A 19,174-nucleotide genomic window follows, 5' to 3' on the forward strand; every position below is an offset into this window, starting at 1 on the left:
GAAAATCAAGGAATTAAGGGCTTTTAGGGAGAATTGGCTGGGGAACCTGGATTCGAACCAGGACTAACGGAGTCAGAGTCCGTGGGTCTACCGTTAACCTATTCCCCAAAACTGCGTGGGCAATGCCCAGCCGGTGAGGCGGGCTTATAAACAAAAGATTGGCGGATGCAATAGATTTTGCCAAAAAATCCGTCGCGTTCGGCAAAATCGCCCTCCGGTGCTGTCTGAGCGCGGGATTTGGTGCTGCCAGGCCGCTGTGCAAAAAGAATTTGGCGAATTGGGGCGGCACTGGTAAAGTCGGCCCAACGAAAATCAAGAGAGCGCCTTGAGCGGCTATCGTTCCGCGCGGCGCAATGGACAGACACGTGAGAGACCCCGACAGCGGCGAACAGCCGTCCGTTTCCGGGGCGTCGGCAGCAGACCGCAACGACGGGCAGTCACCGCCCCGTTCCGGCAAAGGCAAGCGCAGACGGGGTAAACCGTCGCGCCTCGCCTCTGCGAATGCCAGTTCCTCCGTTGATAACGGAGAAACACGGCGTCCCGAAGTGACAGATGCCACCGGAGAACCGGTGCGCAAACGCAAGCGCAGGCGCCGTTCCAAATCCGGCCAGGCACAGCAACCGGTTGCTTCCGGCGCTGTGGCGGACGTTTCCGTTGTGAAACAGGCCGCTGTACCCGGCGGTGAAAATTCCAGCCAGAAACGCAGCAAGAAGCACCGGCAGCGCCGCAGCCTGCAAGGGCGTCCGCTGGCGACCAGCGACAAGCCGAGGCCCGTCGCCGATGCCGCCAGGCAGTCACAACCGCCTGTGGTTGCGGGCGTTGGGGTGGAGCCAAAACCGGCGCCGGGCCATGCCGGCCATGACCGGCGCGGCAATGGCCAGATGTTTTCGCATGGGTCTGATTCGGGCTCGCCGCTGTATGCGGCGCTGGATCTCGGCACCAACAACTGCCGCCTGCTGATCGCCCAGCCGACCCGTCCCGGCCAGTTCCGGGTCGTCGATGCGTTTTCGCGGATCGTCCGGCTCGGCGAAGGGCTCGGCGCGTCCGGCCGCCTGTCGCAGGATGCGATGGACCGCTCGATCGAGGCGCTGAAGGTCTGCGCCGCCAAGCTGAAGAGCCGCGAGATCCGCAAGACCCGGCTGATCGCCACGGAGGCCGCCCGCGCCGCCGAAAATGGCGAGGCTTTCCTTGAGCGGGTGCTTGAGGAAACCGGGCTGGAACTCGAGATCATCAACCGCGAGACCGAGGCACGCCTTGCCGTCTCCGGCTGCTCGTCGCTGGTCGGGCGCGAGACGAAATCGGTGGTGCTGTTCGATATCGGCGGCGGCTCGTCGGAAATCGCCGTCATCAAGATCGGCGACAACCGCTCGAGCCGGCTTGCCAACCATATCACCCACTGGACATCGCTGCCGGTCGGCGTCGTGACGCTGTCGGAGCGCCATGGCGGTCAGGACGTCACGCCGCAGGGCTTCGAGGCGATGGTCCGGGAGGTCCAGGGCATGCTGGCCAATTTCGATTGCCCGGCCATCCACACGCTGGACAATCCCGGCGATGAGAACGGCTTCCATCTGATCGGCACCTCCGGCACGGTGACGACGCTGGCCGGCGTGCATCTCGACCTGCCGCGCTATGACCGCCGCAAGGTCGACGGTCTCTGGCTGTCGGACGACGAGGTTTCGGCGATGCAGGCGCGTCTTCTGTCGTGGGATTTCACCGCCCGTGCGGCCAATCCCTGCATCGGGCCGGACCGGGCCGATCTGGTTCTGGCCGGATGCGCCATTCTCGAAGCCATTCGCCGCCGCTGGCCGTCGGAGCGCATGCGCGTTGCCGATCGCGGTTTGCGCGAAGGGCTTCTCACCGACATGATGGCCGATGACGGCGTCTGGCGGCGCGGTCGCGCCCGAAGGCACGCGCGTGTCCCGGCGCCGTATGGTTCCCACGAAGGAAACACGCAATGACCAAACCCCCGATCGGCGGAAACCGCACCGGGCGCAAGCTTGGCCAGAAGGTCAAGAAGGGCAAGCTCAAGGCGTCGTCGCGGCGCTGGATCGAGCGCCATATCAACGATCCCTATGTGCAGCGCGCCCAGCTCGAAGGTTATCGCGCCCGCGCGGCGTTCAAGCTTCTGGAGATCGACGAGAAGCACAAGATCCTCACCGGTGCCCGGCGCATCATCGATCTGGGCGCTGCCCCCGGCAGCTGGTCGCAGATCGCCGCCAAGGTGACGAACTCCACCGATGCCGAGCCGAAGGTGGTCGCGATCGATTTTCTGGACCTCGATCCGCTGGCAGGCGTCCATATTCTGAAGCTTGACTTCCTTGATCCGACAGCACCCGAAAAGCTGATGACGGCACTGGGCGGCACGCCGGATCTGGTGCTCTCCGACATGGCGGCGCCGACGACGGGCCATCGCCAGACCGATCATATCCGCACTATGCATCTCTGCGAGGTCGCGGCCTATTTCGCCATCGACGTTCTCGGCGAGGGTGGACATTTTCTGGCAAAGACCTTCCAGGGCGGTGCGGAACGTGAGCTTCTGACGCTGCTGAAGCAGAATTTCAAGCAGGTTATCCATGTGAAGCCGGCGGCCTCGCGAGCCGAATCGGTCGAGATGTTCCTGCTCGCCAAGGGCTTCAAGGGCCGCAAGCCGGGTGCGGCTTCGCTTTATGACAGCGAGACCGAAATCGACGACAGGGATGTGCCGGACGAGCGGGAATCGGTCGAGGCCGGGTAAGCGATGCTGCTCTACGTGACCATCGGCAGCAACGACCTCAGCCGGGCGCAGGTTTTCTATGACGCGGCGCTGGCTCCACTCGGCCTCAAGCGCCGCAAGCAGGATGATGTCGAGATTGGTTACGGGGCCGAAAGCGACAGCCGCTGCCGGTTGTGGGTGGTCACGCCATATGACCGGAATGCCGCCACGATCGGCAACGGTTCGATGGTCGCGATCGAAGCTGAAAGCCGGGCTGCTGTCGATGCCTTCTATCGCGCTTCGCTTGCCCATGGCGGCACCGACGAGGGCGCCCCCGGCCTCCGGCCGTTCCATCCGCATTTCTACGCCGCCTATGTTCGCGATCCCGATGGCAACAAGCTTTCGGCGGTCTGCGAGCGGCCGGAATAAAGCGTCTGCACGCTATTTGACGGCGATGGTCTCCGCTTCCGGATCTGTCCGCATCTTATGACCGGATACGGATGAGCCGGCGGTTTTCGACATGCCGATCAGCGGAATGACGGCTGTAAGCGTGATGGCCGAGATGATCATGAAGGCGGTCTGGAAGTCGCCGAGTTCCAGTTTCGATCCCGTCAGCGTTGTCTCGATTTCGAGGATGCCACCGGCAACGGCGACGCCGAGGGCCAGGCTCATCTGTTGCAGCACGGCGCTCATCGAGGTCGCCTTGCTGGCATCCGAATCCGGCAGGTCGGCGAAGGCCAGCGCATTGACGCTGGTGAAGAAGAACGACCGGGCAAAGCCTGCAAGCAGCAGGATGAACATCATGACGAGATAGGGTGTCGCCGGGGTGAACAGGCCGTTGACAAAGGTCAGCACGGTTCCAGCGATGCAGGCAAAGATCAGTGTCGTGCGGAAGCCGGCGAAGATCAGCACGCGCTTGGCGAAGAACTTGGTCGTCAGCGCGCCGACGGCGCCGACGAAGGTGATCATGCCGGATTGAAACGGCGTCAGGCCGAAGCCGACCTGCAGCATCAGCGGCATCAGGAAAGGCACGGCGCCGATCGAGATGCGGAACAGCGTGCCACCGATCGCCGCGGCCCTGAAGGCGCTGTCCTTGAACAGGTTGAGATCGAGCAAAGGTGCTGGATGGCGCCGCGCGTGGCGGACATAGAGAAAGCCGCAGGTGATGCCGATGACGACGGCGGCGGCGCCGATCTGCGGCGGCAGCGCCGGCAGGCTCATCACCGACAGACCGAACATCGTGCCCGACGCGGCGATGGCACTGAGGAAGAAGCCCTTGATGTCGATTGGTGGCGGTGCTTCGCTCTTGATCTCCGGCAGGTAGATGCCCGACAGGATATAGCCGAGAATGCCGACCGGTACGTTGATCAGGAAGATCCAGTGCCAGGAGAAATAGGTGGTGATGAAGCCGCCGAGCGGTGGACCTGCGAGCGGCCCGATCAGCGCCGGGATGGTCAAGAGCGCCATGGCGCCGACCAGTTCGCTGCGCTGGGTGGAGCGCACCAGCACGAGACGGGCCACCGGCGTCATCATCGCCCCGCCCATGCCCTGCAGGAAGCGCGAGACGACGAAGGCGAGCACGCTGTCGGCGACCGCGCAGAGGATCGAGCCGAAGACGAAGACGAGAATGGCGGCGCGAAAGATCCGCTTGGCGCCGAAGCGGTCGGCCATCCAGCCGCTCAGCGGAATGAAGATCGCCAGCGACACCATGTAGGAGGTCAGCGCCAGTTTCAGCGTGATCGGCCCGACGCCGAGATCATGGGCGATCGCCGGCAGCGAGGTCGCAATGACGGTGGAGTCCATCTGCTCCATCAACAGAGCGACGGCGAGGATCATCGGGACGATGCGATTCATGCGGGCAGGCCTTGCACGGTATGGCGGAGCGAAGGGAACATAGGACTTTTGAGGCAAAAGTCGTCATACCCTGTTCAACTTGCGATCACATCCCTGTGAGTCCTGCGGGCATCTCCTGTCAAGACCCTAGATGTTGCCTTGCCGGAGGATTGCAGCCGCATTCCAATGCCGGGGAACACATGGGAGATCAGCATGACGACATCTTTTCACATCAGCCGCCGTGCCTTATTCGGAACCGCAGCGGCCGGCGCCCTGGCGACGCCGTTCCTGATGAACAGGGCTGCCTTTGCGCAGAGCGAACCGAAAGCGGACACGATGGCATCACCGGCAGGCAGGACCAACAGTTTCAAGATCGGTACTTTCGGCGTCACCGTCATCAGCGACGGCATCCGCATCGGCGAAAAGCCCGAGGAAACCTTTGGGACCAACCAGACGCCGGAGGCGGTGGGCGATCTGCTGAAAGCCAATTTCCTGCCCACCGACAAATTCGTCAACGGCTTCTCGCCAACGCTGATCGATACCGGGGCCGAGGTGATCCTGTTCGACACCGGCATGGGCGAGGGCGGACGTCAGGCCGGCGCCGGTCACCTGCTGGAGGGGATTGCGGCCGCCGGCTATATGCCCGATCAGGTCACGATCGTGGTTCTCACCCATATGCACGGCGATCATATCGGTGGGCTGATGGAAGGCGGCGCGCCTGCCTTCAAGAATGCCCGCTACGTGGCCGGCCAGGCCGAGTTCGATTTCTGGAAGGACGAGGCTCGTGTTGGAACACCGGCGGAGGGCGGACATAAGGGCGTGTTGAAAAATGTCGTGCCGCTGGCGGAAAAAATGACGTTCATCGGCGATGGAGCTGAGGTCGTGCCCGGTATTACAAGCATGGCGGCGTTCGGCCATTCGCCGGGGCACATGATCTTCAAGGTCGAGTCGGGCGGCAAAGGCCTCGTGCTCACTGCCGATACCGCCAACCATTTCGTCCTGTCGCTGCAACGGCCTGATTGGGAAGTGAAGTTCGACATGGACAAGGCAAAGGCCGCCGCAGCCCGCAAAAAGGTCTTCGACATGGTGGCGACCGACCGGCTGCCCTTCGTCGGCTACCACATGCCGTTCCCGGCTGTCGGCTTCCTCGAGAAGCAGGATCAGGGGTATCGTTTCGTGCCGGAAACCTACCAGTTCGAGATCTGATACCGCATAGCGGCACGAATCTTGGCAAGCCCGGCATCACTGCCGGGCTTTTGCTATTTCCATCCCGACTTATCCGTGTTACGAGCCCTCGCCAACTTCCAAGAAACTCTTGCAAGTCTTCGCCGGACCGTTTCCCAAGACCGTCCGCGGAGCGTTTCATCTATTGAAGGGATTGGCCATGGCGCGCATCATCGAAACGGCAACCGGTCTGGAGGCTCTGACCTTCGACGACGTTCTCCTGCAACCCGGACATTCCGAAGTCATGCCGGGACAGACCAACATCGCCACCCGCATCGCCCAGGATATCGATCTCAACCTGCCGATCCTCTCCTCCGCCATGGATACGGTCACCGAAGGGCGCCTGGCGATCGCCATGGCGCAGGCCGGCGGCATCGGCGTCATCCATCGCAACCTCACCCCGATCGAGCAGGCCGAGCAGGTCCGCCAGGTCAAGAAATTCGAAAGCGGCATGGTCGTCAACCCCGTGACCATCGGTCCGGACGCGACGCTTGCCGACGCCCTGGCGCTGATGAAGATGTACTCGATCTCCGGCATCCCGGTCGTCGAGAATGCAACTGGCACAGTTCCCGGCCGCCTCGTCGGCATCCTGACCAACCGCGATGTGCGCTTCGCATCCGACCCCGGCCAGAAGATCTACGAACTGATGACCCGGGAAAACCTGATCACGGTCACCGAGAATGTCGATCAGAAGGAAGCCAAACGCCTTCTTCACACGCACCGCATCGAAAAGCTGCTGGTCATCGATGCCGATCGCCGTTGCGTCGGTCTGATCACCGTCAAGGACATTGAGAAGTCGCAGCTCAACCCGAACGCCTCCAAGGATGCGCAAGGGCGCCTTCGCGCCGCTGCCGCCATCAGCGTCGGCGATGACGGCATCGAGCGCGCCGAGCGTCTGATCGAGGCCGGCGTCGACCTGATCGTCGTCGATACCGCGCATGGCCATTCGCAGCGCGTTCTCGATGCCGTGACCAAGGTCAAGACCATGTCGAATTCCGTGCGCGTCATGGCTGGCAACGTCGCGACCGGTGACGGCACCAAGGCACTGATCGATGCGGGCGCCGATGCCGTCAAGGTTGGTATCGGCCCTGGCTCGATCTGCACCACCCGCATCGTCGCCGGTGTCGGCGTGCCGCAGCTCGCCGCCATCATGGCTGCGGTCGACGCGGCGCAGGCCGCCAATATCCCGGTGATCGCCGATGGCGGCATCAAGTTCTCCGGCGATCTGGCCAAGGCGATTGCCGCCGGCGCATCCGCCTGCATGATCGGCTCGCTGCTTGCCGGTACCGACGAAAGCCCGGGCGAGGTCTTCCTCCATCAGGGCCGTTCGTTCAAGGCCTATCGCGGCATGGGTTCCGTCGGCGCCATGGCGCGCGGTTCGGCAGACCGTTATTTCCAGGCGGAAGTGCGCGACACGCTGAAGCTGGTACCGGAGGGCATCGAAGGCCAGGTCCCCTACAAGGGGCCGGTCTCCGGCGTTCTGCATCAGCTCGCCGGCGGACTCAAGGCGTCGATGGGCTATGTCGGCGGCGCGACGATCAAGGACTTCCAGGAGCGCGCCACCTTCGTGCGCATCTCCGGTGCCGGCCTGCGCGAAAGCCACGCCCATGACGTGACGATCACCCGCGAAAGCCCGAACTATCCGGGCGCGATGTAAGGCATATTTCGCCACCCTGCGCGGCGATGGGCTATGTGGTTGAAAAAGGCGGCGGAGATATCTTCGCCGCCTTTTCTTTGTCTCCGCGCTCAGGATTCCAGGGCGCGGGCCAGTGCCCTGTTGCCGTAGTGATGTCCCTTGACCTCATAGCCGATGACCGGGACCAGTGGAGCCAGCATCAGCACGGCGAGGCATGCGGTCATGCCGACGCCCGCGGCCGCGGCAAGGACCGGAAGCGCCAGGAGAATCGCAGAACCGGCCTGAAGCCAGAGATAGAAGGCTTCCATCCTCTGCAGCAGATAGACGTAGTGGGCGAAGATCAGGAGGATATAGGCGCCGACGGGAACGGCGACGGTGAGTACCGTTGCCGTGGCACTGATATGGGCCTTGTGCTCGATATAATAGGCAGCCACATGCAGGCCCGCTCCGGTCGCAGCGATTGCCGCGAAAATCAGCATATGGCCGTAACCCCAGAGGAAGGAGCGGTTGCGGAAGCGATGCAGGATCTGGCCGGACGGCAGCAGGAAATACAGCCACCACATGCCGAAAGTCAGCCCGGTGCCGGCAATGCAGACGAGGATGGCGTCGAGGTTCCATCCCTGTTCGCCGGTGATCGCCGAGATCGACGCGACCGTGCCGACGACGCCTTCGCCGAGGGTGATGATCGCCAGAAGGCCGTAGCGTTCGGCGATATGGTGCGCGTGCCAGGGTGTACCGCCGTTCCTGCGTTCGGCGACGACCGGGCCAAGCATTTCGACCAACGTCAAGGTGACGACGCAAAGGAAGGTCGGCAGCAGCGGCATGTCGATGAAGATCAATACGACCCAGCCGATCTGGGCGATGGAGATTGCAATGGCATAGGTGAGGCAGGCAGCGCGCCGCTCAGGGTTCTGCCGCGCCGCACGCAGCCACTGGAAGGTCATCGCCACCCGCATGACGACATAGCCAAGCACCATGATGCCGTTGTTGACATGCTCGCCCTTGTCGATGGACTCAAACATCTGCGGCAGACCGAGCGCAAGGATGAGCACGCCCACCATTTGGACCATCGTGGTCATCCGGTAGACCCAGTCGTCGGTGTCGAAAGCCGAGGCGAACCAGGAAAAATTCACCCAGGCCCAGCAGACTGCGAACATCGCAAAGCCGAAGCCCATGAGTCCGGCGGCGTAGTGGCCTTCGGCAAGCAGATGGGCGAGTTGCGATGCGGCGAGGCCAAAGGCGATGACGAAGGTGAGGTCGAACAATAGCTCGAGCGGTGTGGCGACCCGGTGGTGTTCGTGCGGGTCACGTCCGCGCATCGATGAGAGATGATGGGTGGGCAGCCGGCTGGCGGGAGTTTGTTCGGGCATATGCTTCATTTCCTGCGGGATGTGCTGTCATCGACCATCCATCATTCATAAAACAGGTGTCAAGCATGAGCCGCTCGCCTATCGCTGCGCCGACCCGGTTCTGGATTTTCCGCTCTTTCGCTATACATCACGGATGATTCTATTCCGCGGAGTGATCATGCCCACATCGACTGCAATCTTCTGGCCTGTCATCGCACAGGTCGCACTGATCCACGCCGTCTATATCCTGATGCTGAAGCGCCGCTCTCGCGCCGTGCGTACCGGTCTTGCAAAATTGCAGGACTACTGGATTCCGGCCATCGAACCGGAGCCCAGCGCGACTGTTGCGCGCAGCCTGATCAACCAGTTCGAACTGCCTGTCCTTTTCTTTCTCGTCTGCACCCTGCTTTATTTGACCGCCGGGGTGAACCATGCCGTGCTTGCCATCGCCTGGCTCTTTGTCCTGAGCCGCTTCGCACATGCCTATGTGCATGTCACCTCGAACCGGCTGAAATTCCGTCAGCGTCTGTTCGTCGCCGGATTCGTCTTGAATGTCGTGTTGTGGGTGCTGTTCGCGGTCCACATCGCCGGCGTTTGACAACCGCACGCTGTCACATTCTGTTGCATTGCGCGGTGCAGAAGGCTGAACTATCATCCAGCCTTCAAAAAGAAAAATAACACGCAAGCTAAGAGAATAAGCCTTTGAATCTGATGAAGTATATTCCTCATTGAGGCCTTTCCGCATTACCAAAACTTAATCTGCGCGTGTGGAACATGACAGCCTTCTTTGTGTTATTTGTTCGCAGTCGCAGCATTTCAAGGAAAGCATCCCGTGAGCACAATACCGACAGAGAAAACCGTGCTGGTCTTTCAGGGCGGCGGTGCTCTTGGTGCCTATCAGGCCGGCGCCTACGAAGCCCTGCACGAGGCTGGCATAAGACCCGACTGGCTCGCCGGCATCTCCATCGGCTCGATCAATTCCGCGATCATCGCCGGTAGCCCGGTGGACGCCCGTGTCGACAATCTGCGAACCTTTTGGCACCGCGTTTCCTCCGGCCTTCCCGGACACTTTCTCGGCAATGGCGATGTGATGCGGAAGTGGTTCAATGAATCCGCCGCCGTTCTTGGCTCGCTGACCGGCGTTCCCGGCTTCTTCACACCGCGGGCCTTCGCGCCCTGGAATATTCCGGGTGACCCGATGGCTGCGATCAGCCTTTACGACACTGCTCCTTTGCAGGAGACGCTCGCGGGCCTCATCGATTTCGATCTGATCAACTCCGGTGTCACCCGCCTCAGCCTCGGGGCTGTCGACGTGGTGAGCGGCAACTTCAATTATTTCGACAACCGGCATTGCGATTTCTCGGCCAAGCATGTGGCCGCCTCCGGCGCCCTGCCGCCGGGCTTCGCGCCGATCGAAATTGATGGCCGCTATTATTGGGACGGCGGCATCGTTTCCAATACGCCGCTGCAGCGGATTCTCGGCGGCGAGGAGCTGGAAAGCGATCTGTGTATCTTCCAGGTCGATCTGTTCAGCGCCAAGGGGCCGTTGCCCAAGGATCTCTTCGATGTCGAGGCTCGCGAAAAGGAAATCCGCTTTTCCAGCCGCACGCGTCTGAACACCGACCAGTTCCGCAAGCTTCAGACCATTCGCATGGCCGCCAAACGGCTGATGGAAAAGCTGCCGGACGAACTGAAGGGCGATCCCGATGCGCGGCTGCTCGAAAAGATCGGCAATGATTCCGCCGTCACGATGGTGCATCTGATCTATCGTCATGCAGCCTATGAAAGCGGGTCGAAGGACTACGAGTTCTCTCGGCTGTCCGTTGAAGAACACTGGAAGGCCGGGCACGACGATGTGGTCAGGACACTCAATCATCCGGATTGGCAGGGCCGCACCCGTCCGACCAATGGAATTCGTGTCTTCGACCTTTGTGAAAAACATGTTGGCGAGAAAAAATCATGAAAATCGATGATGTCGTTCGCAATGCCTTCGCCATGCCGCTGACCAGCCCATCCTATCCGCCGGGGCCGTATCGGTTCGTCAACCGCGAATATATGATCATCACCTACCGCACCGATCCGGAAGCGCTCCGCCGCGTGGTGCCGGAGCCGCTCCAGTTCGATGAACCGCTGGTCAAATACGAGTTCATCCGCATGCCGGATTCGACCGGTTTCGGCGACTATACCGAGTCCGGTCAGGTCATTCCGGTCACCTATGAGGGTGTGCATGGCGGCTACGTACATTCCATGTATCTCAACGACGACGCGCCGATCGCCGGCGGCCGCGAGATCTGGGGCTTTCCGAAGAAGCTCGCCGAGCCGTCATTGCATGCGGTCAAGGATGCACTGGTCGGCACGCTCGACTATGGCGGCCAGCGGGTGGCCACGGCGACGATGGGTTTCAAGCACCGCGCGCTCGACACGGCGAAAATTCTCGAAAGCCTGAAGCAGCCGAATTTCATGCTGAAGATCATTCCGCATGTCGATTGCACGCCGCGCATCTGCGAGCTGGTGCGCTACTATCTGGAAGACCTGACCGTGAAAGGCGCCTGGGAAGGGCCGGGTGCGCTGGCGCTGTTTCCGCATGCGCTGGCGCCGGTCGCCGACCTGCCGGTACTCGAAGTCAAGTCCGCCGTCCATATCCTCTCCGACCTGACGCTGGGCCTCGGCGAAGTGGTCCATGATTATCTTGCAAAATAGGGAGTTAAAACCATGAAACTCAAGGACAAGGTCTGCATCGTCACCGGCTCGGCCAGCGGCATTGGCCTGGCGATTGCCAAGAAATATGTGTCGGAAGGCGCCAAGGTCGTCATCGCCGACCTGAAGCTCGAAGCCGCCGAAGCGACGGCCAAGGACCTGACGGCGATGGGGCCGGGCGAGGCGATCGGTCTTGCGATGGACGTCACCAGCGAAGAAGCTGTCAACAGCGGCGTCGCCGCCGTCGTGGCGAAATGGGGCAGGGTGGATGTTCTCGTCTCCAATGCCGGCATCCAGATCGTCAACAAGATCGAGGACTATGCCTTCTCCGACTGGAAGAAGATGCTCGCCATCCATCTCGACGGCGCGTTCCTGACAACCAAGGCCTGTGTCCCGCACATGAAGGCGCAGAAGGGTGGGGCGATCATCTATATGGGCTCGGTGCATAGCCACGAGGCCTCGCCGCTGAAATCGGCCTATGTCACCGCCAAGCACGGCCTGCTCGGGCTTGCTCGCGTCGTTGCCAAGGAAGGCGGACCGGACGGCGTGCGCGCCAACGTCATCTGCCCTGGTTTCGTCAAGACGCCACTGGTGGAAAAGCAGATCCCGGAACAGGCCAAGGCGCTCGGGATTTCCGAGGACGAGGTCGTCAAGAAGATGATGCTGGGCGGTACGGTCGATACCGAATTCACCACAGTCGAGGACGTCGCCGAGGTGGCGCTGCTGTTTGCCGGCTTCGAGACCAATGCGCTCACCGGCCAGTCGCTCGTCGTCAGCCACGGCTGGTACATGCAGTAAAACTGAGACCGGAAGCGCAGCGTCCGCCGCGCTTCCGGTTCGTCGCAGTTCTGATACACTTTGGAGGTGCAATTCCCCTCATCTTTCGCGTGGTTTGACTTCTATCAATGTTTCGTCACTTTGTCCGATCTACTGTCGTCGTGCATTTGCAGACAATGCAGATGCTTCTAGCGCCCTTGCGGCAAACAGGAGGATCCATGCATGACGGCAATGATGAAAGCGGCAGTGGTAAGAGAATTTGGCAAGCCTCTGACCATAGAGCAGTTTCCGATTCCGGAGCCCGGTCCGGATCAAATTCTGGTGCGATATCATGCGACCGGCGTCTGCCATACCGATTTGCATGCCATGCAGGGGGACTGGCCTGTCAAGCCGAGCCCGCCCTTCATTCCGGGTCATGAAGGAACCGGCTTCGTCGCCAAGGTCGGTTCGAACGTCAAGCGTATCAAGGAAGGCGATCGCGTCGGCGTCCCGTGGCTGCATACGGCCTGCGGCTGCTGCAATCCATGCCGTACCGGCTGGGAGACGCTGTGCGGTCAACAACAGAACACCGGTTACTCGGTCAACGGCACCTTTGCCGAATACGGCCTTGCCGATCCTGATTTCGTCGGCCTTCTGCCGGACAACCTTGCGTTCGGCCCTGCGGCTCCGGTGTTGTGCGCCGGCGTCACGGTTTACAAGGGATTGAAGGAAACCGAAGTCCGGCCGGGCGAGTGGGTGGCTGTCTCCGGTGTTGGTGGTCTCGGGCATATGGCCGTGCAGTATGCCAAGGCTATGGGCATGCATGTCGCGGCGGTCGATATTTTCGAGGACAAGCTTGCGCTCGCCAAGGAGATGGGCGCGGATCTGGTGATCGACGCACGCCAGAAGGATGCGGTCGATCGTGTCCAGCAGGCCACGGGTGGCGTCCATGGCGCACTGGTGACCGCCGTATCGCCGAAGGCAATGGAGCAGGCGTTCGGTTTTCTGCGTTCCAAGGGCACCATGGTGCTGGTCGGCCTGCCGCCGGGCTACATCTCGCTGCCTGTTTTCGAAACGGTGCTCAAGCGCATCACGGTACGCGGCTCGATTGTCGGCACCCGTCAGGATCTCGAAGAGGCCCTGGAGTTCGCCGGGCAAGGAAAGGTTGCGGCCCATTTCAGCTGGGACAAGATCGAGAATATAAATGCTATCTTCGAGCGCATGGAAAAAGGCGCAATCGACGGGCGCATCGTCCTGGATCTGAGCTAGTCTCCGATAATTATGCAGTAGGCGAGGCACCCGGAAGTGATTGGTCGTGGGGTCACGATCAATCACTTTCGCGTCAATCCGCCCTCCATGCCCTTGACCCTCGAACCAACGACACGGTTCTTTCGTAGTCTTGAAGTGTCAGGAGGAACAATCATGGAAAAGCCGCAGATCACCCAGGCGATGATCAACGCCTATGATGAGTATACGCATCTCAGCCTCGACAGGCGGTCCTTCATGCAGAAGCTGACCGCGCTTACCGGATCAGCGGCAAGTGCCGCCGCCATCGCGCCTCTGCTCGCCGCCAACAGCGCTCATGCCGAAATTATCCCGGAAACGGATTCGCGTGTGAAGGCCGAGGACATTACCTATCCCGGCGCTGGCGGCGATATGAAGGGCTATCTGGTGCGCCCGGCCGACGCCTCCGGCAAGCTGCCCGCCGTCATCGTCATCCATGAAAACCGTGGCCTCAATCCGCATATCAAGGACGTCGCCCGTCGCATGGCGCTCGAAGGTTTCGTCGCGCTCGCTCCCGACTTCCTGTCTCCGGCTGGCGGCACGCCTGCCGACGAGGACAAGGCGCGCGAAATGATCGGGGCGCTTGACGGCAAGCAGACCGTCGACAACGCCGCGGCGACCGTGACCTTCCTTGAAGGCAATGACGCCACCACCGGCAAGGCCGGAGCCATCGGCTTCTGCTGGGGCGGCGGCCTGGTCAACAAGCTGGCCGTCGCGTCGCCGGATCTCAAGGCCGGCGTCGCCTATTATGGTGCCCAGCCGCCGGCTGAAGACGTGCCGAAGATCAAGGCGGCGCTGCTGCTGCAATATGCCGGCCTCGACGACCGCATCAATGCCGGTATCGACGCCTATAAAAAGGCGCTCACCGACGCCGGCAAGGACTTCACCATCCACATCTACGACGGCGTCAACCACGCCTTCAACAATGACACCTCCGCCGCCCGCTACGACAAGGCCGCCGCGGATTTGGCTTGGGGCCGGACGGTCGAGTTTTTGAAGGCCAAGGTCGTCTGATCTACTGAAGCAACCGCTTGGCCGCCTCCGAAATCAGGCTGGCCAGCGCGTGCTGATCGTTCTGGCGGCCGCTTCGGGTGCGCCAGACGAGGCCGATCCTGCGCGATGGCTGCGGCTCGGCAAAGGGAACGATCCGCATGCGGTTGCGGGTCTTTTCGTCATTGACGGCGATCTCCGGTATCAGCGTGATGCCCATGCCGTGGCTGACCATCTGCAACAGGGTCGCCATCGAGGTTGCGCCATAATTGGCGACGCGCCGGCCGGAGTTGATGCCGCAGACGGCCAGCGCATGGTCACGCAGGCAGTGGCCTTCCTCCAGCAGAAGCAGGCGTTCGACATCGACCTTGTCCTCGGTCATCGGCGACATCAGGATGGTGTTTTCATCCTCCGTGCTGGCGATCAGGAACCGGTCCTCGAACAGCAATGCGCTCGAAAGGTTTTCCTCGTCGATCGGAAGTGCTACGATGACGCTGTCGAGCCGGCCATGGCGCAACTCGTCGAGGCAGGGGCCGGTCAGAAGCTCTTTCAGCTCGATCTGCAGGTTGGGATAGCGCTCGCGGACAAGCGGAATGAGGACGGGCACGAGATAGGGGGCAACGGTCGGGATGATGCCCAGCCGGTGCTTGCCTTCCAGCACCCCGGTGACCTGCCGTGCCTGCTGGTAGAGCTGGTCGATACCGCCAAGGATCTTGCGCACTTCCGGCAATAGCGTCTCGCCTTCGCGGGTCAGCAGCGTTGGCCCTTTGCCGCGCTCCACCAGCTTGACGCTGAGTTCGCGTTCCATTTCAGCGATCTGCGCCGAGAGTGCCGGCTGGCTGACATTGACCATCTGGGCTGCCCTGCCGAAGTGCCGGGCGCTGGCGAGCGCATCGAAATACCGCATCTGGCGAATGGTGATCATGATAGGATTATCCTATCGATATTTACATTAAATACAATTGGAAACTATGGAACTTTTGGGAGATTGTGCGCTCGAACCAATCCCATTGCCTATCAGAAGGAAGCGAACATGGATGCCAAAGTCGAAAAAACGGGCAAATGTCCGGTCATGCACGGGTCGCTGACCAGCAACTCGGGCGAGGGCACATCGAACCGCGAGTGGTGGCCCAATCAGCTCAATCTGAGGATTCTCCACCAGAACTCGGCGCTCTCCGATCCGATGGGTACGGGCTTCGATTATGCCGAGGCGTTCAAGAAGCTCGATCTTGCCGAGGTCAAGAAGGACCTCTTTGCCCTGATGACGGATTCCAAGGAGTGGTGGCCGGCCGACTTCGGCCATTACGGTCCCTTCTTTATCCGCATGGCCTGGCATAGCGCCGGCACCTACCGCACGGGCGATGGCCGTGGTGGTGCCACGTCCGGCACCCAGCGCTTCGCGCCACTCAACAGCTGGCCTGATAACGTCAACCTCGACAAGGCGCGCCGCCTTCTCTGGCCGATCAAGCAGAAATACGGCAACACGCTCTCCTGGGCCGACCTGATGATCCTGACCGGCAACGTCGCGCTGGAATCCATGGGCTTCAAGACCTTCGGTTTCGCCGGCGGCCGCGCCGACGTCTGGGAACCTGAAGAGGATATCTACTGGGGCGCGGAGCGCACCTGGCTTGATGACAAGCGCTACAGCGGCGACCGTGACCTGGAAAACCCGCTCGCTGCCGTGCAGATGGGCCTGATCTACGTCAACCCGGAAGGCCCGAACGGCAATCCAGACCCGCTGGCCTCCGCCCGCGATATCCGCGAAACCTTCGCCCGGATGGCCATGAACGACGAGGAAACCGTCGCCCTCATCGCCGGCGGCCACACCTTCGGCAAGACTCATGGTGCCGGCGATGCGGCCCATGTTGGCGTCGAACCAGAAGCAGCGGGCATTGAAGAGCAGGGCCTCGGCTGGACGAGCAGCTATGGCAGCGGCCGTGGCGGCGATACGATTTCCAGCGGTCTCGAAGTCACCTGGTCGCAGACGCCGACCACGTGGAGCAATTATTTCTTCGAAAACCTGTTCGGCTTTGAATGGGAACTGACGAAGAGCCCGGCCGGCGCGCACCAGTGGCGTCCGAAGGACGGCGCGGCTGGCGATGCCGTGCCGGATGCTCATGATGCTTCCAAGCGCCACGCACCGAACATGCTGACCAGCGACCTCGCGCTGCGCTTCGACCCGGCCTATGAGGCGATTTCCCGTCGCTTCCTCGAAAACCCCGACCAGTTCGCCGATGCCTTCGCTCGCGCCTGGTTCAAGCTGACCCACCGCGACATGGGGCCACGCGTCCTCTATCTCGGCCCGGAGGTTCCCAGCGAGGAACTGATCTGGCAGGATCCGGTACCCGCCGTCGATCATCCGTTGATCGACGCTGAGGACATCGCCTCCCTCAAGGAGAAGATCCTTGCATCGGGCCTGTCCGTCTCCCAGCTCGTTTCGACCGCCTGGGCGTCTGCCTCGACGTTCCGCGGCTCCGACAAGCGCGGCGGCGCCAATGGCGCGCGTATCCGGCTTGCCCCGCAGAAGGATTGGGAAGCCAACCAGCCGGCACAGCTGGCCAAGGTTCTGGAAACCCTTGAAGGCATCCAGAAGGCTTTCAACGACGCGCAGACCAGCATCAAGAAGGTTTCGCTGGCCGATCTGATCGTGCTCGGTGGTGCCGCCGCCGTCGAAAAGGCGGCGAAGAGCGCCGGCCACGACGTCTCGGTTCCCTTCGCGCCCGGTCGCACCGATGCGTCGCAGGAGCAGACCGATGTCGAATCCTTCGCCGTGCTTGAGCCGGTTTCGGAGGGTTTCCGCAACTACCAGAAGACGAGCTTCACGGTTTCGGCCGAGGAGCTGCTGATCGACAAGGCCCAGCTCCTGACTTTGACCGCTCCGGAAATGACGGTTCTCGTTGGCGGCCTTCGCGCCCTGAACGCCAATTACGGCCAGTCCCAGCACGGCGTCTTCACCAAGCGTTCCGAAACCTTGACCAACGACTTCTTCGTCAATCTGCTCGACATGGGCACGGTCTGGAAGGCAGTCTCGGAGGACAAAGAAGTCTTCGAGGGGCGTGACCGCACGACCGGCGAACTGAAATGGACTGCCACCCGCGTCGATCTCGTCTTCGGCTCGAATTCCCAGCTCCGCGCCCTGGCCGAAGTCTATGGCCAGAACGATGCGCAGGAGAAATTCGTCCATGACTTCGTCGCTGCGTGGAACAAGGTGATGAACGCGGACCGGTTCGACCTGGTTTAATCTGACTTCAGCGACACCGGCCGTTGCCGAATGGGCGACGGCCAAATAACCGGCCGGGTTCCGAATGGGACCCGGCCTTTTTGCATTTGAACGGACCAGGAACTGGCTGCGGCGATTAAGGTTACCGTCCTGTAACTGCGATCCAACCAAAAATGGTCAGCCTCGCCATCTTGGGCGAATGTTCGGGTTGGAGTATAAAAGCTCAGCCGACCTTTCGGGGACGGTGTTATTGCGAGACATATTGCATTCGACTTTTGCGGCTGCGTTTTTGGCCGAGTATCGATATTGGGGAATACAAAAAGGCCGCGCTTCCAATCAGAAGCGCGGCCTTTTTGTCTGGGCGTTGCGGGACGACCTGGTATTACCAGCCAGGCAGCATATGGCTTTGGCGCAGCCGCGGATAACGCGGAAAGCTCTTGATGTCGCCGTCCAGATCGTCGTTTCCGCTCGTCGGCGTGATGTTGTCGAGGCAGGCGGTGATGTGGTTGGTGATCGCATTCGACAGCGAGGGCGAAAGGCCCGGCCGTTTCATGATGCCGATCTGCACCGGCGCCAGTGCCGGGAATCCGTCTGCCTGGGTCAGCACCTTCATGCCCGTCCGCAGCGCGGATTCCGGCAGCACCGAAACCGCCATTCCGGCGAGCACGGCTGCCGCGACCACGGTTGTCGACCAGCTGGTGAACAGGATGCTGTATTCCTTGCCCGTCGCATCGAGCGCCGAGCAGGCGGCCTGGCGCCACTGGCAGTCGCGCTTGCCGACCGCAAGCGGCACCGGCGCGTTTTCCGGCAGCGGATGGTTGATCGAACTCACCCAGCAGAGTGGCTCGGTCCGGACCACGTCGGAAGCGCGGGCGCGCGGATTGTGCGTCACCAGCGCGATGTCGAGATCGCCCTTCGCCATCTTCTCGGCGAGGTCGACCGAGGGTTCGCAGACGATGTAGAGCTCGACATTCGGGTGGGTCTTGGCGAAGCGGACGATGATCTCCGGCATGTAGCGGTCGGCATAATCGTCGGGCGTGCCGATCCTCAGCATGCCTTCCAGCCGGTTGTCGTCGAAGGAGGCGATCGCCTCGTTGTTCAGCCGGATCATCCGGCGGGCGAAATTCAGCAGCCTGTCGCCTTCCGTCGTCAGCCGGTTGCCACGGCCGTCCTTGGCGAAAAGCTGCTTGCCGATGCGTTCTTCCAGCCGGCGCATCTGCATGGAAACTGCCGACTGAGTCTTGAAGACACGATCCGCAGCCTTTGTGAAGCTGCCGGTATCGGCGATGGCAACGAATGTCTGCAACTGGTCGATATCGAGCGGTGCGGCCATGGCACAGGTCCTTCGGAGAGAGTACCCATAAAATTGTTTGATGAATATCATTAGAAACATTCGTTGGACTGATCAATAAGGATTTGCGAATTTGGGCTTGCAAATCGCATCAAACACCCCTCCGGCGAGCGCTTGGCAAACCGGATCACCATCAACAGTT

General features: G+C 61.5%; 16 protein-coding genes and 1 tRNA gene. 12 read left to right on the forward strand and 5 right to left on the reverse strand.

The window, feature by feature from the left end; genetic code table 11:
- Window positions 1-34: 34 nt before the first annotated feature.
- Window positions 35-108, reverse strand: a tRNA-Gln gene (locus J2Z75_RS14240).
- A gap of 257 nt (window positions 109-365) precedes the next feature.
- On the opposite strand from J2Z75_RS14240, the gene J2Z75_RS14245 reads away from it, so the two are divergent.
- The 3 genes from J2Z75_RS14245 to J2Z75_RS14255 are packed head-to-tail and all read left to right on the forward strand — an operon-like array spanning window position 366 to window position 3,121.
- Window positions 366-1,958 carry a Ppx/GppA phosphatase family protein gene (locus tag J2Z75_RS14245; protein ID WP_209853438.1) on the forward strand — a complete coding sequence of 531 codons (1,593 nt, stop codon included), beginning with the start codon at window positions 366-368 and terminating at the stop codon, window positions 1,956-1,958.
- Entirely contained in the window at window positions 1,955-2,734 is a 780-nt protein-coding gene (locus tag J2Z75_RS14250; RefSeq protein ID WP_209853439.1) for an RlmE family RNA methyltransferase, read from the forward strand. The genes J2Z75_RS14245 and J2Z75_RS14250 overlap by 4 nt, the downstream gene beginning before the upstream one ends.
- A gap of 3 nt (window positions 2,735-2,737) precedes the next feature.
- Complete coding sequence (locus J2Z75_RS14255; RefSeq protein ID WP_209853440.1) at window positions 2,738-3,121, forward strand: VOC family protein; 384 nt, start codon at window positions 2,738-2,740, stop codon at window positions 3,119-3,121.
- Between the two features lie 12 nt (window positions 3,122-3,133).
- Here the strand turns inward: J2Z75_RS14255 and J2Z75_RS14260 are convergent, their stop codons facing one another.
- Window positions 3,134-4,546 (reverse strand): DHA2 family efflux MFS transporter permease subunit, encoded by a 1,413-nt coding sequence (locus J2Z75_RS14260; RefSeq protein WP_209853441.1) that lies wholly within the window; start codon window positions 4,544-4,546, stop codon window positions 3,134-3,136.
- A gap of 315 nt (window positions 4,547-4,861) precedes the next feature.
- Between J2Z75_RS14260 and J2Z75_RS14265 the strand changes: the two genes are divergently transcribed.
- Both J2Z75_RS14265 and guaB read left to right on the forward strand, forming a co-directional pair.
- Window positions 4,862-5,731 carry an MBL fold metallo-hydrolase gene (locus J2Z75_RS14265; RefSeq protein ID WP_407692770.1) on the forward strand — a complete coding sequence of 290 codons (870 nt, stop codon included), beginning with the start codon at window positions 4,862-4,864 and terminating at the stop codon, window positions 5,729-5,731.
- A 178-nt stretch (window positions 5,732-5,909) separates the two neighbouring features.
- Window positions 5,910-7,406, forward strand: a complete 1,497-nt coding sequence (gene guaB / locus J2Z75_RS14270; RefSeq protein ID WP_209853443.1) for an IMP dehydrogenase — start codon at window positions 5,910-5,912, stop codon at window positions 7,404-7,406.
- Between the two features lie 89 nt (window positions 7,407-7,495).
- Here guaB and J2Z75_RS14275 read toward each other — a convergent pair whose 3' ends face one another.
- Window positions 7,496-8,755, reverse strand: a complete 1,260-nt coding sequence (locus tag J2Z75_RS14275; RefSeq protein ID WP_234937353.1) for a low temperature requirement protein A — start codon at window positions 8,753-8,755, stop codon at window positions 7,496-7,498.
- Between the two features lie 157 nt (window positions 8,756-8,912).
- Between J2Z75_RS14275 and J2Z75_RS14280 the strand changes: the two genes are divergently transcribed.
- From J2Z75_RS14280 to J2Z75_RS14305, 6 genes are all read left to right on the forward strand, one after another.
- A complete protein-coding gene (locus J2Z75_RS14280; protein ID WP_209853444.1) occupies window positions 8,913-9,332 on the forward strand; it encodes an MAPEG family protein in 420 nt (139 codons plus the stop codon).
- Window positions 9,333-9,566: 234 nt separating this feature from the next.
- On the forward strand, window positions 9,567-10,697 hold the full coding sequence (locus tag J2Z75_RS14285) for a DUF3734 domain-containing protein (protein ID WP_209853445.1): 1,131 nt from the start codon (window positions 9,567-9,569) through the stop codon (window positions 10,695-10,697).
- Window positions 10,694-11,434 (forward strand): acetoacetate decarboxylase, encoded by a 741-nt coding sequence (locus J2Z75_RS14290; RefSeq protein WP_209853446.1) that lies wholly within the window; start codon window positions 10,694-10,696, stop codon window positions 11,432-11,434. Before J2Z75_RS14285 ends, J2Z75_RS14290 begins: the two co-directional genes overlap by 4 nt.
- Before the next feature lie 12 nt (window positions 11,435-11,446).
- On the forward strand, window positions 11,447-12,229 hold the full coding sequence (locus J2Z75_RS14295) for a 3-hydroxybutyrate dehydrogenase (RefSeq protein WP_209853447.1): 783 nt from the start codon (window positions 11,447-11,449) through the stop codon (window positions 12,227-12,229).
- Window positions 12,230-12,430: 201 nt separating this feature from the next.
- Window positions 12,431-13,456 (forward strand): alcohol dehydrogenase AdhP, encoded by a 1,026-nt coding sequence (gene adhP, locus J2Z75_RS14300; protein ID WP_209853448.1) that lies wholly within the window; start codon window positions 12,431-12,433, stop codon window positions 13,454-13,456.
- Between the two features lie 153 nt (window positions 13,457-13,609).
- Window positions 13,610-14,485 carry a dienelactone hydrolase family protein gene (locus J2Z75_RS14305; RefSeq protein WP_209853449.1) on the forward strand — a complete coding sequence of 292 codons (876 nt, stop codon included), beginning with the start codon at window positions 13,610-13,612 and terminating at the stop codon, window positions 14,483-14,485.
- A 1-nt stretch (window position 14,486) separates the two neighbouring features.
- Here the strand turns inward: J2Z75_RS14305 and J2Z75_RS14310 are convergent, their stop codons facing one another.
- The gene (locus J2Z75_RS14310; protein WP_209853450.1) at window positions 14,487-15,386 is read right to left on the reverse strand and encodes a hydrogen peroxide-inducible genes activator; all 900 of its coding nucleotides are present in this window, start codon (window positions 15,384-15,386) and stop codon (window positions 14,487-14,489) included.
- A gap of 108 nt (window positions 15,387-15,494) precedes the next feature.
- Here J2Z75_RS14310 and katG point away from each other — a divergent pair, with 108 nt between their 5' ends.
- On the forward strand, window positions 15,495-17,702 hold the full coding sequence (gene katG, locus J2Z75_RS14315) for a catalase/peroxidase HPI (RefSeq protein WP_209853451.1): 2,208 nt from the start codon (window positions 15,495-15,497) through the stop codon (window positions 17,700-17,702).
- 361 nt (window positions 17,703-18,063) lie between these two features.
- Here the strand turns inward: katG and J2Z75_RS14320 are convergent, their stop codons facing one another.
- The gene (locus J2Z75_RS14320) at window positions 18,064-19,014 is read right to left on the reverse strand and encodes a LysR substrate-binding domain-containing protein (RefSeq protein WP_209853452.1); all 951 of its coding nucleotides are present in this window, start codon (window positions 19,012-19,014) and stop codon (window positions 18,064-18,066) included.
- Window positions 19,015-19,174 lie beyond the last annotated feature (160 nt).

Origin of the sequence: Rhizobium herbae, from assembly GCF_017873135.1 — a bacterium.
Taxonomy (GTDB): domain Bacteria; phylum Pseudomonadota; class Alphaproteobacteria; order Rhizobiales; family Rhizobiaceae; genus Pararhizobium; species Pararhizobium herbae.